General features: G+C 74.8%; 13 protein-coding genes. 9 read left to right on the top strand and 4 right to left on the bottom strand.

The genetic code is table 11. The features are described 5' to 3' along the window. Positions 1-21 precede the first annotated feature (21 nt). The 3 genes from ssb to ACN27D_RS06940 all read left to right on the top strand — a co-directional run bounded on the left by ssb (position 22) and on the right by ACN27D_RS06940 (position 3,536). Positions 22-894 carry a single-stranded DNA-binding protein gene (gene ssb, locus ACN27D_RS06950; protein WP_421498795.1) on the top strand — a complete coding sequence of 291 codons (873 nt, stop codon included), beginning with the start codon at positions 22-24 and terminating at the stop codon, positions 892-894. Positions 895-981: 87 nt separating this feature from the next. Next, entirely contained in the window at positions 982-1,998 is a 1,017-nt protein-coding gene (locus tag ACN27D_RS06945; protein ID WP_421498794.1) for a cobalamin biosynthesis protein, read from the top strand. Further along, positions 1,995-3,536, top strand: coding sequence for a cobyric acid synthase (locus ACN27D_RS06940; RefSeq protein WP_421498793.1), 1,542 nt, complete (start codon positions 1,995-1,997; stop codon positions 3,534-3,536). Before ACN27D_RS06945 ends, ACN27D_RS06940 begins: the two co-directional genes overlap by 4 nt. 74 nt (positions 3,537-3,610) lie before the next feature. Here ACN27D_RS06940 and ACN27D_RS06935 read toward each other — a convergent pair whose 3' ends face one another. Continuing rightward, a complete protein-coding gene (locus ACN27D_RS06935) occupies positions 3,611-4,012 on the bottom strand; it encodes a rhodanese-like domain-containing protein (protein WP_120573558.1) in 402 nt (133 codons plus the stop codon). Between the two features lie 111 nt (positions 4,013-4,123). On the opposite strand from ACN27D_RS06935, the gene ACN27D_RS06930 reads away from it, so the two are divergent. From ACN27D_RS06930 to ACN27D_RS06915, 4 genes are all read left to right on the top strand, one after another. Beyond that, complete coding sequence (locus ACN27D_RS06930; protein WP_421498792.1) at positions 4,124-4,777, top strand: uridine kinase family protein; 654 nt, start codon at positions 4,124-4,126, stop codon at positions 4,775-4,777. 21 nt (positions 4,778-4,798) lie between these two features. Then, the gene (locus ACN27D_RS06925) at positions 4,799-6,163 is read left to right on the top strand and encodes a dipeptidase (protein ID WP_421498791.1); all 1,365 of its coding nucleotides are present in this window, start codon (positions 4,799-4,801) and stop codon (positions 6,161-6,163) included. A 78-nt stretch (positions 6,164-6,241) separates the two neighbouring features. Continuing rightward, positions 6,242-6,448 (top strand): hypothetical protein, encoded by a 207-nt coding sequence (locus ACN27D_RS06920; RefSeq protein WP_030273275.1) that lies wholly within the window; start codon positions 6,242-6,244, stop codon positions 6,446-6,448. A gap of 88 nt (positions 6,449-6,536) precedes the next feature. Next, positions 6,537-8,120 carry an ATP-dependent DNA ligase gene (locus ACN27D_RS06915; protein ID WP_421498790.1) on the top strand — a complete coding sequence of 528 codons (1,584 nt, stop codon included), beginning with the start codon at positions 6,537-6,539 and terminating at the stop codon, positions 8,118-8,120. A gap of 4 nt (positions 8,121-8,124) precedes the next feature. On the opposite strand, the gene ACN27D_RS06910 is transcribed toward ACN27D_RS06915, so the two are convergent. Next, entirely contained in the window at positions 8,125-8,880 is a 756-nt protein-coding gene (locus tag ACN27D_RS06910) for a hypothetical protein (RefSeq protein WP_421498789.1), read from the bottom strand. An 81-nt stretch (positions 8,881-8,961) separates the two neighbouring features. Next, positions 8,962-9,780 (bottom strand): SURF1 family protein, encoded by an 819-nt coding sequence (locus ACN27D_RS06905; protein WP_357795105.1) that lies wholly within the window; start codon positions 9,778-9,780, stop codon positions 8,962-8,964. 135 nt (positions 9,781-9,915) lie between these two features. On the opposite strand from ACN27D_RS06905, the gene ACN27D_RS06900 reads away from it, so the two are divergent. Both ACN27D_RS06900 and ACN27D_RS06895 read left to right on the top strand, forming a co-directional pair. Then, positions 9,916-11,286: a cobyrinate a,c-diamide synthase gene (locus tag ACN27D_RS06900; protein ID WP_421498788.1), complete on the top strand. Its 1,371-nt coding sequence runs from the start codon at positions 9,916-9,918 to the stop codon at positions 11,284-11,286. Next, positions 11,283-11,852 carry a GNAT family N-acetyltransferase gene (locus ACN27D_RS06895; protein WP_421498787.1) on the top strand — a complete coding sequence of 190 codons (570 nt, stop codon included), beginning with the start codon at positions 11,283-11,285 and terminating at the stop codon, positions 11,850-11,852. The genes ACN27D_RS06900 and ACN27D_RS06895 overlap by 4 nt, the downstream gene beginning before the upstream one ends. A 111-nt stretch (positions 11,853-11,963) precedes the next feature. On the opposite strand, the gene ACN27D_RS06890 is transcribed toward ACN27D_RS06895, so the two are convergent. Further along, a complete protein-coding gene (locus tag ACN27D_RS06890; protein WP_350814940.1) occupies positions 11,964-14,096 on the bottom strand; it encodes a transglycosylase domain-containing protein in 2,133 nt (710 codons plus the stop codon). Positions 14,097-14,128: the final 32 nt, after the last annotated feature.

Here is a 14,128-nt window from a genome sequence, read left to right as displayed (position 1 = left end):
AGTCGATCCCTGGGAGGGGCGATGTTCGATACGTACGTGACGATCGTCGGCAACGTGCTGACCGCGCCGGAGTGGCGCCGGACCACGCAGAGCGGAACGCTGGTGGCCAACTTCAAGGTCGCCTCGACCGCCCGCCGGCTCGACCGCGACAGCGGCCGCTGGGTCGACGGCAACAGCCTTCGGGTACGCGTCAACTGCTGGCGCCGCCTCGCCGAGGGGGTGGCCGCCTCGGTGGCGGTCGGTGATCCGGTCATCGTGGCCGGGCGCCTCTACACCCGGGACTGGACCGACGAGGCGGGCACCCACCGCACGCTCTACGAGTTGGAGGCGGTCGCGGTCGGCCACGACCTGTCCCGGGGCCGGGCCCGCTTCCTGCGCAACCAGCCCCGCGCGGCCACCAGCACCGTCGAGGACGCGGAGGCCGAGCAGCGGGTGCACGGCGAGGCGACCGAGCCGGTGCCGGACGCGCAGGCCCCGGCGACGTTCGACGACCGGCCCTTCGACGACGACTTCCCGCCGCCGGAGTACGGGGGCGGCCGGGTCGGGCTGGTCGGCACCGTCGAGCGGGTGGGCGAGCCCGACCCGTTCGACGACCGGCCCGGTGCGCCCGTTCGCGGCGGGGACGCCCGGTTCGGCGGACCGTCCGGCGGTCTGCCGGGCGTGCGGGCGGACGGTCCGTCCGGCACCGGCCCGGGCCTGCCGGCCGAGGACGACGACCTGTCCCCCGAGGAGGGCGACGAGCCGGCCCCGGCCGGGGACGACGAGCTGGGTGAGGTCACCGCACCGGGTGCCGGTGGACCGGGTGAGGGCGAGCCGGGCGGCGCGAGTTCCGGCGGCGCCGCCGGGACCCCCTCCGGGCGCCGTGGCCGGCGGCGCACCCCGGTGCCCGCCTGACCCTTCGTCCGACGGGGGCGCGGGGTGGTGACGTCGGCGTCACCACCCCGCGGTACGACTAGGCTGGCCCGCCGGAGGTGGTGACGGGTGCGGCAGGCGACCGCCATGGCGAACGCGACCGGGATGGTGGCGGGCTACGCGCTCGACGCCCTGCTCGGCGACCCCCGCCGGTGGCATCCGGTGGCCGGCTTCGGCACCGCGGCCGGTGCGCTGGAACGGCGGGTCTACCGCCCCGACCGGGCGGCCGGCACCGCGTTCACGGCGCTCGCGGTCGGCGCGCCGGTCCTGCTCGGTGCCGCCGCCGCGCTGGCGACCCGACACCATCCGATCGCGCGGGCCGCGCTGGTGGCCGCCGGCACCTGGACGGTGCTCGGCGGGCGCACGCTGCGGCACGAGTCCCGGGTGATGGCGCGGGCACTCGGCCGGGCCGACCTGCCCGCCGCCCGGGCCCGCCTCGGCAACCTGTGCGGGCGTGACCCGTCCGCCCTCGACGAGCCCGAACTCGCCCGCGCCACAGTCGAATCGGTCGCCGAGAACACCTCCGACGCCGTGGTCGCCCCGCTGGTCTGGGGCGCGGTCGCGGGCCTGCCCGGCCTGCTCGGCTACCGGGCGGCGAACACGCTCGACGCGATGGTCGGCCACCGCTCGCCCCGGTACGCCCGCTTCGGCACCCCGGCGGCCCGGCTGGACGACGCGCTGAACCTCGTGCCGTCCCGGCTCACCGGGCTGCTCACGGTGGCCGTCGCGCCGGTGGCGCACGGGGACCGCGCCGCCGCCTGGCACGTGTGGCGGCGGGACCGGGCCGACCACCCGAGCCCGAACGCCGGTCAGTGCGAGGCGGCGATGGCGGGCGCGCTCGGCGTCCGGCTCGGTGGGCGCAACGTCTACTTCGGCCGCGCCGAGACCCGGCCGTTCCTCGGTGACGGCCCCCGCCCCGAGGCGCGGCACCTGAAGCGTGCCGCCCGGATCTCCGGCGCGGTGGGCGTGACCGCGCTCGGCATGGCCGCGCTCTACCCGGTGACAGTCGGTCGCCTGGTCGGCGCCACCGGCCGGGCGGCGTTGGGCGTCCTCACGCGTGCAGCCCGCCGGGGGAGCGGGCGGTGAGCGGCGGGCTGCTGGTCGCCGGCACCACCTCCGACGCCGGCAAGAGCGTGCTCACCGCCGGCATCTGCCGCTGGCTGCGCCGCCGGGGCGTCCGGGTCGCGCCGTTCAAGGCGCAGAACATGTCGAACAACTCCGCCGTGGTGGTCGGCCCGGACGGGCGCGGCGGCGAACTGGGCCGCGCCCAGGCGATGCAGGCCGCCGCCTGCGGGCTCGAAGCCGACCTGCGTTTCAATCCGGTACTGCTCAAGCCGGGCAGCGACCACGCGAGCCAGGTGGTGCTGCTCGGCGAGGCGGTCGACACGGTCACCGCCGGCAACTACCACGAGGTGCGGTCCCGGCTCGCCACCACGGCGTACGCGGCGCTGGCCGAGCTGCGGGCCGAGTACGACGTGGTGATCTGCGAGGGCGCGGGCAGCCCCGCCGAGATCAACCTGCGCGACGGCGACTACGTCAACATGGGCCTGGCGCGGCAGGCCGGGCTGCCCACGATCGTGGTCGGCGACATCGACCGGGGCGGCGTGTTCGCCTCGATGTTCGGCACCGTCGCCCTGCTCGACGCGGCCGATCAGGCGCTGCTGGCCGGGTTCGTGGTGAACAAGTTCCGGGGCGATCGCGGCCTGCTCCAGCCGGGGCTGGACATGCTGCGCCGGGTCACCGGCCGCCCGACGTACGGGGTGGTGCCGTGGGCGCTGGACCTGTGGCTCGACGCGGAGGACTCGCTCGCGTACGGGCGGGTGCTCGGCCGCCCGGCCGCGCCCCGGGGCACCGACTGGCTCGACGTCGCAGTGGTCCGGCTGCCGCGGATCAGCAACGCCACCGACGTGGAGGCCCTCGCGACCGAGCCGGGCGTGCGGGTCCGCCTCACCGTCGAGCCGGCCGAACTGGCCGCCGCCGACCTGGTGGTGCTCCCCGGCACCAAGTCGACAGTCGCCGACCTGGCCTGGCTGCGGGAGACCGGCCTGGCCGACGCGGTCCGGGCGCACGCCGCCGCCGGACGGCCGCTGCTCGGCATCTGCGGCGGCTTCCAGATGCTGGGCCGGGCGATCCACGACGCGGTGGAGAGCCGCCGGGGCACCGTACCCGGCCTCGGGCTGCTGCCCGTCGAGATCACCTTCGAGCCGCGCAAGACGGTCCGCCGGGCCGAGGGCACCGCCGCCGGCGACGTGCCGGTGCACGGGTACGAGATCCACCACGGCCGGGTCACGGCCGCCGACCCGGGACTCGCGCCGCTGCTGCGCTACGCCGACGGCACCGGCGAGGGCGCGCGCCTCGGCACCGTGTACGGCACGCACTGGCACGGCGCCTTCTCCTCCGACGCGTTCCGCCGCCGGTTCCTGACCGAGGTCGCGCAGGCGGCCGGGCGGACCGGCTTCAAGGTCGCGCCGGACACGTCCTTCGCGGCGGCCCGGGAGGGGACGCTGGACCTGCTGGGCGACCTGGTGGAGGAACACCTCGACACGGACGCGCTGTGGCGGCTCATCGAGTCCGGCCCACCGCCGGGACTGCCGTTCGTCCCACCCGGCGCGCCACCGGCGTAGAGGGCCGCTCCGCCGGCACTCGCCGGCCGTGCGATCCGGCTGGGATCGCGAGCCTCAGCGCCGACCGCGAGGGCTCAGTAGCGCACGTCGGCCGGGCGGTCGGACATCGGCAGCCCGGCCTCCCGCCAGCCCTGCACCCCGCCGATCATGTCGGTGGCCTGTCGCAGCCCCAGCGTCTGGAGGCTGGCGGCGGCCAGACTGGAGCTGTACCCCTCCCGGCACACCACGATGACCTCGCGGTCGTACCCGGTGGCCTCCGGTATGCGCCACGCGCTGGCCGGGTCGAGCCGCCACTCCAGCACCGTGCGGTCGATGACGATCGCGCCGGGCAGCTCACCCTCCTCGCGGCGCTGCGCCTCGGTACGCGTGTCGATCAGCAGCGCGCCGCCACGGACCGCCTCGACGGTCTCGTGCGGAGTGAGCCGGCGGAGACCGGCGCGGGCCTGTTCCAGGAGGGCGTCGACGCCCGGACACATCACGTCATGGAGCACCCCCCGATGATGCCCAGCGCGCCGGGCCGCCGCTCGGCGAAACGGTCCGCCCGGGTCGCAGTTTCCAGCGGACGGGGGAACGTTAGCGTCGGTCGGGTGAACGTCGCAGTGATCGAGGCGTACTCCGGGCTGGCCCGTCGGGTGCTGGCCGGCCCGGCGCGGTTGGGGCGTACCCGCCTGGTCGCCGTCGACGGGCCCAGCGGCGCGGGCAAGAGCCGGTTCGCGACGCGCCTCGCGGACGCCCTCGCGGAGCTGGCGTGCGGCGTCCGGCCGCCGCTCGTGCACACCGACGACCTGCTCGACGGCTGGGACGACCAGCTCACGTTCTGGACCCGGCTGGACGAGCAGGTGCTCGGCCCGCTGCGGGCCGGCCGGGCGGGCGGGTACCGCCGCTACAGCTGGGTGCGCCGCCGCTTCCTGGACCGGGTGGTGCCGGTGCCGGCCGGACCGGTGCTGATCGTCGAGGGGGTGAGCGCCGCCCGCGCCGCGGTACGCCCCGAGCTGACGCTGTCGGTGCTGGTCACCGCGCCGGCCGAACTGCGGTTGCGCCGGGCGCTGGCCCGCGACGGGGAACAGATCCTGCCGGAGCTGCGCCGCTGGCACGCGGGGGAGCGGGCGCACTTCGCCGCCGACGGTACGGCGGCAGCGGTGGACCTGGTCGTCGACGGCGCACCGGACCTGCCGCACGACGGCGACCGCTACTACGTGCGCGTGGGGCGGCGATCGGGCTCGGGCGGCGTGGCGGGGTAAGGCCAGCATACGATTCCGGTCATGACCACTCCGATCCTCTCCGAGTCCGAGGTGCGGGCCGCCGTCGAGCGGGAACTGCCCGGCGTCCGTGCCGACCTCGAGCGACTCGTCCGCATCCCGGGCATCGCCTTCGAGGGCTTCGACCACTCGCACGTGGAGCGTTCCGCCGAGGCGGTGGCGGAGCTGCTGCGCGGCTGCGGCCTCGACACGCGGATCGTCCGGTCCGGCGGCCAGCCGGCCGTGATCGGCACGAAGGCGGCCCCGCCCGGTGCTCCCACCGTGCTCCTGTACGCCCACCACGACGTGCAGCCGGTCGGCGACCTGTCGCTGTGGGAGTCGGACCCGTTCGAGCCGGTGGAGCGCGACGGCCGCCTCTACGGCCGGGGCGCCGCCGACGACAAGGCCGGCATCATGGCGCACGTCGCCGCGCTGCGCGCGTTCGGCGACCGGCTCCCGGTCGGCGTGGTGCTGTTCATCGAGGGCGAGGAGGAGTACGGCTCGGACTCGCTGGAGCGACTGCTCGCCGAGCACCGCGACGACCTGACCTCGGACGTCATCGTGATCGCCGACTCCACCAACTGGGACGTCGGCGTGCCGGCGCTGACCACCTCGCTGCGCGGCATCGTCAACTGCTTCGTGGAGGTGCGCACGCTCGACCACGCGGTGCACAGCGGCATGTTCGGCGGCGCCGTGCCGGACGCGCTCACCGCGCTGGTGAAGCTGCTCGGCACGTTGCACGACGAGGCCGGCGACGTCGCGGTGGACGGGCTGGCCGCCCGCGAGGGCGCCAGCGTCGACTACCCGGAGGACCGGTTCCGGGCCGAGGCCGGCCTGGTCGACGGCGCGAAGCTGTTCGGCACCGGCCGGATCACCGACCGGCTCTGGACCAAGCCGGCGCTGGCGATCCTCGGCGTGGACGCGCCGGCCACCGGCGAGGCCCCGAACGCGCTGGTGCCATCCGCGAAGGCGAAGCTGAGCGTGCGGCTGGCGCCGGGCGACGACCCGAAGAAGGCGTACGCGGCCCTGACCGCGCACCTGGAGCGGCACGCGCCGTGGGGCGCGCAGGTGTCGGTGACGTTCGAGCACGACGGCGCGCCCTGCGTCATCGACGCCTCGGGGCCGATGTTCGACGCGGCCCGGTCGGCGTTCCGGACGGCCTGGGACGGCACCGACCCGGTCGACATCGGGGTCGGCGGGTCGATCCCGTTCATCGCCACGTTCCAGGAGATGTTCCCGCAGGCCGCGATCCTGGTGACCGGTGTGGAGGACCCGCACGCGCGGGCGCACGGGCCGAACGAGAGCCTGCACCTGGGCGAGTTCGCCCGGGTGTGCCTGGCCGAGGCGCTGCTGCTGGCCCGGGTGGCGGAGGCCGGAAACCGCGCCTGAGGTGTCGAAACCGTAACTTCGGGGCCGATGTCGGAGTTTGTGGTGTGTCGGCGGGCGGGGTGTTATAGCCTTTCGAACATGCGTACGAACGACGAGATGGAGCGGCTTCAGGCCGCCGTCCGTGCTCTGGGGGACGTCGACGTCTCCGCGTGGTCCGAGGACACGCTCAACGAACAGATCGGCGAGCTCTCCGCCGCTCTGGTCACGCTCGACGCGCTGCTCACCCGGGTCGCCGAGGGCGTGCGCGGGCGCGGCCTGCGCATCGAGGAACCCGTCTCGGCCTGACCGTCGGCCCGGCGGCCCGGCGCACCCGTGCGGTGTGCCGGGCCGCCGGATCCGCCCCGATGTCACAGCCGGCTGGCAGGATGTGGTCGTGCGTTTCGCGGAGCTGGCGGCCACCTCGGCCGCGGTCGGGGCCACCAGTGGCCGACGGGCCAAGGTGGAGCTGCTGGCCGCCGCGCTCCGTGGGCTGGAGCCGGGCGAGATCCCGGCCGGCGCCGGCTACCTCGCCGGTGAGCTGCGCCAGCGTCAGACCGGTGTCGGCTGGGCGGGCCTGCGTGATCTGCCTCCGCCGGCCGCCGAGCCGACGCTCACCGTCGCCGCCGTCGACGCGGCGATCGAGGAGATCTCCCGCGTCGCCGGGGCCGGTTCGCAGGCCCGGCGACGGGAGCTGGTCGGCCGTCTCTTCGCCGCGGCCACCGCCGACGAGCAGCGCCTGCTGACCGGCCTGTTCCGGGGTGAGCTGCGCCAGGGCGCGCAGGCCGGGCTGCTGGCGGACGCGGTCGCGCGCGCCGCCGACGTCCCGGTCACCGCCGTCCGGCGTGCCCTGCTGCTCGCCGGTGACCTGCGGGCGGTGGCGGTCGCGGCGCTCACCGGCGGTGCCGCCGCGCTGGCCGGGTTCGGGCTCCAGGTGGGCCGGCCGCTCGCGCCGATGCTGGCGCAGAGCGCGCCCTCGGTCGACGAGGCGCTGACCGCCACCGGCGTGCCGGCGGTGGTCGACGTCAAGCTCGACGGCATCCGCATCCAGGTGCACCGCTCCGGCCCGGACATCGCCGTCTTCACCCGCAGCCTCGACGAGATCACCGGCCGGCTGCCCCAGGTGGTGGCCGCCGTCCGCGCGCTGCCCGCCCGCGAGCTGGTGCTCGACGGTGAGGCGATCGGGCTGGACGCCGCCGGCCGTCCGCTGCCGTTCCAGGAGACGTCCAGCCGCGCGGCCCGGCGCACCACGCCCAGCACCACCGGGCCGACACAGGTCGCGCCCGCCGTGCTGGCCGCCGCCGAGCGCACCGGCGAGCCGGTGCTCACGCCGTACTTCTTCGACCTGCTGCACCTCGACGGCACCGACCTGATCGACGCGCCCGGGCGGGAGCGGTGGGCGGCCCTGGCCGGCGCGGTCGACGCCTCGCTGCTCGTCGACCGGGTCGAGGTGGACGACGTGGACCAGGCGGCCACGGCGTTCGCCGCGGCTGTCGACGCCGGCCAGGAAGGCGTGGTGGTCAAGGATCCGGCCGCGCCCTACGACGCCGGCCGGCGGGGCTCGGCCTGGGTCAAGGTCAAGCCGCGGCACACGCTCGACCTCGTCGTCCTCGCGGTCGAGTGGGGCAGCGGCCGGCGGGAGGGCTGGCTGTCCAACCTGCACCTCGGTGCCCGCGATCCGCGCACAGGCGAGTTCGTCATGCTCGGCAAGACCTTCAAGGGGCTCACCGACGAGCTGCTGCGCTGGCAGACCGAGCGGTTCCTGTCACTCGCCGTGGAGAAGGGCGACTGGGTGGTGCGGGTACGGCCGGAGCAGGTGGTCGAGATCGCGTTCGACGGGGTGCAGACCAGCAGCCGGTACCCGGGCGGCGTGGCGTTGCGCTTCGCGCGCGTGCTGCGCTACCGCGACGACAAGACCGCCGCCGAGGCGGACACCATCGACGCGGTCCGCGCCATCCACGCCGGCCGGGTCACCGGCTGACGGCTCAGCCGGCCGACAACGACCGGGCGTAGTTGACCTGGTTGTTGAGCTGCTGCACCTGGAACTGGTCGGTCACCGGGATCCGCGCGACGTACTGGTGCCCGCCGCTGCTCACCGTCACCTGCACGGTGCCGTAGTGCCGCGTCTCCTTGATCAGCAGGAACAGGAGGCTGAACACGGTCAGGCAGAAGAAGCCGAGGATCGCGGCGACGACGGCCCACGGGGCGATCTTCTCCTCCTTCTGCCAGTGGTCGGTGACGTACCAGGAGGCGCCGGCGAGCGGCAGGACACCGGCCGGGGTACGGATGACCGGTGGCGTCACCATGATCTCGGCGATCTGCACCGCCACCACGGACTGCGTGGGTGGCACCGGCCCGGCCGGCGGGTACGGCCCGGGCGCGCCCGCCGGCCCGTGGAACGGCGCGACCGCCCCGGCGGGCGCCATCGGCGGCGCGGAGAACTGCGCGGGCGGTGCGGAGAACTGCGCGGGCGGTGCCGAGAACTGGGCAGGCGGTGCCGAGAACTGGGGCGCGGCCGGGAACTGCGCGGTGGCCGGTGGGGCGGAGAACGGCGGCGCGGAGTGCGGCGGGGCCGCCGGCGTGGCGGGGAACTGCGCGGTGGGCACCGGGGCGACGGGTGCGTCCGGCGCGGCGATCACCGGGAACTGCTCGGTTGGCGGCGCGACGGCCGGCGGCATGGCCGACCACGGGTCGTACGCGGGTGGCTCGGCGGCCGGGGGCGTCGTGGCGTCAGAGGTCACCGCGACCCCCACGATTGACGATCATCCGCGGACCCTACAACGTCCCCGCCGCCCGGTGTGCCCACCGGGAGGGCGCCGGATTCAGGCGGAGGTGGGGGCGGCCGGCTCGGCGGCGCGGTCCACCGGCTCACCCGGGGTGTCCAGCCCGGCCCGGCGGCGGGCCTCCCGGCGTGCCACCCAGCCGTAGCCGAAGAGGCTCATCACCGCGAAGATCCACCACTGCCAGACGTAGCCGAAGTTCTGCCAGTTGTTGGTGTGCCCGATCTGGACCGCCTGGAAGGCCGGGTCCGCGGCCGGCGTCTGCCCGTCGAGCAGCACGTAGCCGCCGGTCACCGGGTAGGGGAGCTGCTGGGCCAGGCGCGGGATGTCGATGCGCCGCGCCTCCAGCTTGCCGTCGCGCCGGCTGACCGCGCCGCCGCCGCTCTCGCTGCCGACCACCCGGCCGGTGACCGTCACCTCGCCGGTCGGCGCCGCCGGCACCTCCGGCTGGACTGTCGCGCCGGCGCCGGGCACGGGCGGGATCCAGCCCCGGTCGACGAGCACCGCGGTGCCGTCGGCCAGCACCAGCGGGGTGAGCACCTCGAAGCCGACCGTCCGGTCGACGGTCCGGCCGCGGATCAGGACGGTGTTCGCGCTGTCGTACCGGCCGGTGGCGGTGACCCGGCTCCAGGTCAGCTCCTCGGACGGAGCGGGACCGACGTCGCCGCCGCTGGGTGCGGGGAGCGCGTCGCGCAGCGGCGCGGGCGTCATGGTGGCCCCGGCGTCGATCCGTTCGTTGACCGCCGTCCGGCCCCGGTAGCGGTCCAGCTGCCAGTTGCCCAGGAACACCATCACCGTGGCGGCGACGAGCGTGAGCGCGAGGTAGCCGAGCCAGCGCGGGGTCAGCAGGAACCGGTACACGTTAGCCAAGGCTACCCGTATGAGCGATGCCACTCGCCGCGGCCAGGGAGAAAACGGCGGAGTGCGTGGCCCTCGCGCGCCGGGCCGGACGGGTATGGTCACGCGGGCGGAAACCACCCACATCAGGAGTCGATGATGACCGACGTGCCGCGCGTCGTACTGAGTGCGCCCTCCTCGGGGCACGGCACCGGCGCCGTCTCCCTCGGCCTGCTCGCGGCGCTCACCGACCGGGGGATCCCGGTGGCCGGGTTCAAGGTCGGGCCGGACCAGGTGGACGCGGCGTATCTGGGGCTCGCCGCCGGGCGCGCCGGGCGCACGCTTGATCCGAGACTCGTCGGCCCGGAGCGCATCGCCCCCCTCTTCGCGTACGGCGCGGCCGGCGCCGGGTTCGCGCTGGTGCAGGGCACGATGGGCCTCTACGACTCGGTCGCCGGGCGACCGGAGAGCGAGTCCACGGCGGCAGTCGCCACCGCGCTGCGCAGTCCGGTGGTGCTCGTGGTGGACGTGGCCGCGATGGGCCAGTCGGTGGCCGCGCTGGTGCACGGTTTCCGGGCGTACGACGACGAGCTGTGGCTGGGCGGCGTGATCCTCAACCGGGTGGCCTCACCCCGGCACGAGGCGCTGCTGCGCGAGGCGCTCGACGACGTGGGCGTGCCGGTCTACGGGGCGCTGCGCCGGCACGAGCTGCCCCCGGTGCTGCCCGCCCGCCGCTATGGCACCGGGCCCGTGGTGTGCGCCGACGCGGACGCCGAACGCGGCGTACGCCGGCTCGGTGAGGCGGTGGCCGCCACCGTCGACCTCGACCGGCTGCTGGCGCTGGCCCGCTCCGCCCCCGCGCTCACCGTCGAGCCGTGGTCGCCGGAGCCGGCCGACGCCCCGCAGCCGTCGGGGGAGCGGCCGGTGGTGGCGCTCGCCGGCGGGCCGGCCGGCACCTACAGCCACCCCGAGACCGCCGAGCTGCTGCGTGCGGCGGGCGCCGAGGTGGTGACGCTCGATCCGCTGCGCGACGAGGCGCTGCCCGCCGGTGCCCGCGCGCTGGTCGTCGGCGGCGGGCTGCCCGAGACGTACGCGGAGCAGCTCTCCGCCAACCGCCGCCTCTGCATCGCGGTGGCCGAGCTGGCCCGCTCCGGCCGTCCGGTGATCGCCGAGGGGGCGGGCCTGCTCTGGCTGGCCCGGGAGCTGGACGGCCTGCCCATGTGCGGGGTGCTCGACGCGGTCGGCACGGTCCGGGACGGCCTGGTGGTCGGCTACCGGACGGCCACGGCGGTCACCGACAGCGTGGTGGCGGCGGCCGGCGCCACGGTGACCGGCCACAAGCAGCACGCCGCCGTGCTCACTCCGCGCGCCGGTGACCGGCCGGCCTGGCGCTGGGAGGGTGGCAACCCGGAGGGCTTCGTCCGGCAGGCCGTGCACGCCTCGCAGCTCGTACCGCACTGGGCCGCGCATCCGGACATCGCGGCCCGGCTGGTGGCCGCCGCCCTGGCACCGGTGGGGGCTTCGGCATGATCGGGCAGGTGGCGGTACGCCGGTTCCCGGCGCTGACCGTCTCCACCCCGCGCATCGAGGTCCGGCACCTCGTCGCCGCCGACGCGGAGGCGGTGGACGAGGTGTTCGCCGACCGGCAGACGCAGCGCTGGCTGCCGCTGGCCGACGCGTCCGGGCAGATCGACGGGCGGGCGTGGTGCACCGAGCTTGCCCGGCAGCGGCGCGACAGCGGCGACGGCGACCACTGGGCGGTGGTCCGCCGGGAGGACCAGCGGGTGGTCGGCTCGCTCTGGGCCCGCCGCACGGACTGGGGCGCGCGGCTCACCGAGTTGTCGTACGCGATCGCGCTGCACGCCCGGGGCTACGGCCTGGCGGTCGAGGCGGTGGACGCGGTGGCGATCGCGCTGATCCTGGAGCACGGGTTCCAGCGGGTGGAGCTGCGGGTGGCGGCCGGCAACGTGGCGTCGCGGCGGGTCGCCGAGAAGGCCGGCTTCAGTTACGAAGGCCTGTTGCGCAACGCCGGTTTCGTCAGGGGCGCCCGGGTCGACCTGGAGCTGTGGTCCTTCGTGGCCGCCGACCTCCGCTGACCGCCCCTCTCTCAACGTCGATCAAGGAGTTCGCGTCTGGAGATCGTTCGATCCCTGACGCAAACTCCTTGATCAACTACCCGGGCGCACCCCCGGGCGGAACAGAGGGGATCAGCCGACTATCTGGTCCGAGGGTGGGGTGAACTGGCGGGTGGGCTGGCCCTTCAGGGAGTCCCGCAGGGTCTGCGCCACCGCGTTCACCGGGATCTGCGACTGCCCGTCGCCCACCGCGTTGAACGGATTGTCCGGGTCGGCGATGAAGCTCGCCGCCGCCAGCTCCGGCGTGTAGCCGACGAACCACGCCGACCGGGTGCTGTCCGTCGTACCCGTCTTGCCGGCGACCGGGCGGCCCACGGTGCCCCGCACGCTGTCGGCTGTCGACCAGCCGCCGCAGCTCCCCTTGGCCGGGGTGTCGCCGGTCGGGCAGCGCGCCGCGTCGGTGGCGGCCCGGGCCGCGTCGGCGTTCACCACCTGCCGGCACCGCGGCTTGGCGACCTCCCGCTGCACCCCGCCCGCCGTCGTGTACGTGGCGGGCGTGCCGTCCCGGTTCATGATCGCGTTGACCGGGATGGCCTCGCAGTAGCGTCCGTCGGCGGCGATGGCGGCGTACGCGTTCGCCATCTCCAGCGGGGTGGCGTCGGAGACGCCGAGCGTGAACGCGCCCCACTTCTTCGCCTTCCCCGGCGACGCCTGTTCCTTGTCCACGTCGGTACGCCAGCGCAGCCCCAGCTGCTCGGCCAGGCGCACCCCGGCGTCCGCGCCGATCTTCTCCTCCAGTTGGACGAAGTACGTGTTCACCGACTTGCCGAACCCGGACCACATGGTCTGCCGGCCGGTCATCGCGCCGCTGGCGTTGGACGGGGCCCACCCGTCGTAGACGGCCGACTTGTACGTGTGCGGCGAGTCGTACGCGGTGGACAGCGGCATCCCGGCGTTGAGCGCGGCGAGCATCGGGAACATCTTGAACGTCGAACCGGCCTGGTAGCCCGGGAGCGTCCCGCCGCCCAGCAGCGGCGCCACCGTGTTCGGATAGTTCGCCTTGACCTTCGGGCCGGCCTCCGGGTTCGAGCTGTTCGGGTTCTCGGCCAGGTCGAGCGAGTAGTTCCGGTTCACCGCCATCGCCTTGATCCGCCCGGTGCCGGGTTCGGCGACCACGATCCCGTTGGCGAACGGGCTGCCGGTGTTGTCCTTGGCCCCGACGTTCTTCTCCGCCGCCGCCTGGGTCTTCGGGTCGAGCGCGAGCACGATCCGGTAGCCGCCGCGGCGCAGCTTGTCCATCCGTTCCAGCCGGTTCTCGCCGAACGCGGGCTGGGAGCTCCACCAGTTCTTCAGGTAGTCGCAGTAGAAGCCCCAGCTGCGGTGCCCGCCGTCGATCGCGGCGCAGTCGTTCGGCGGGTCGGTCAGCTTCAGCTTGATCGGCTGGCCCTTCGCCGCGGCGGCGGCGTCAGGTGACAGGTAGCCGAGGCGGGCCATGTTGTCCAGCACGTAGTTGCGCCGGCCGGTGGCGTCCTTCTGGTCCGAGGTGATCGGGTCGTACTCCGACGGTGACTTCACCAGCCCGGCCAGCGTGGCCGCCTCGACCGGGGTGAGCGTGGCCGGCGTCTTGGAGAAGAAGATCTGCGAGGCGGCGTAGATCCCGTACGCGCGGTGGCCGAAGTAGGCCGAGTTGAGGTAGCGCTCCAGGATCTGCTCCTTGCTCAGGTGCTTCTCGATGTCCAGCGCCATGCGCATCTCCTTGACCTTGCGCAGGCTGGTCTGCTGGGTGGCCTCCTGGACCTCCTTCGGCGTGGTCGCGCTGTCCCGCAGCGCCATCCGCACGTACTGCATGGTGATCGTCGAGGCGCCCTGGGAAACCCCGCCGGACCGGGCGTTGGAGACGAAGGCACGCGCCACGCCCTTCGGGTCGACGCCGTGGTGCTGGTAGAAGCGGTTGTCCTCGGCGGCGACGATCGCCTGCTGGATGTTCGGCGACATGCTCTCGATCTTGGTGTACTGCCGGTACTCCTCGTAGAACATGGTCAGCACCGTCTTGCCGTCCGGCGCGTAGACGTACGAGGTCTCGGCCGGCAGCGCGGTCTTGAGGATGCTCGTCTTCTGTTCGATCGCGTGCGCGGTGGCCTTGGCCCCGATGCCGGTGACGGCGACCAGCGGGTACAGGGCGGCGGCGACCACGATGCCGGCGATCAGCCCGGCGCGGAGAAGGGGAACGAGACGGCCAGCGGAAGCAAGGGGACGACTGCTCACGGGGTCAAGCTATGACATTTCCGATTCGGAAA

The organism is Micromonospora sp. WMMD1274, assembly GCF_049179035.1.
Taxonomy (GTDB): domain Bacteria; phylum Actinomycetota; class Actinomycetes; order Mycobacteriales; family Micromonosporaceae; genus Micromonospora; species Micromonospora tulbaghiae.
This window is presented reverse-complemented; position numbering and strand designations above follow the sequence as displayed.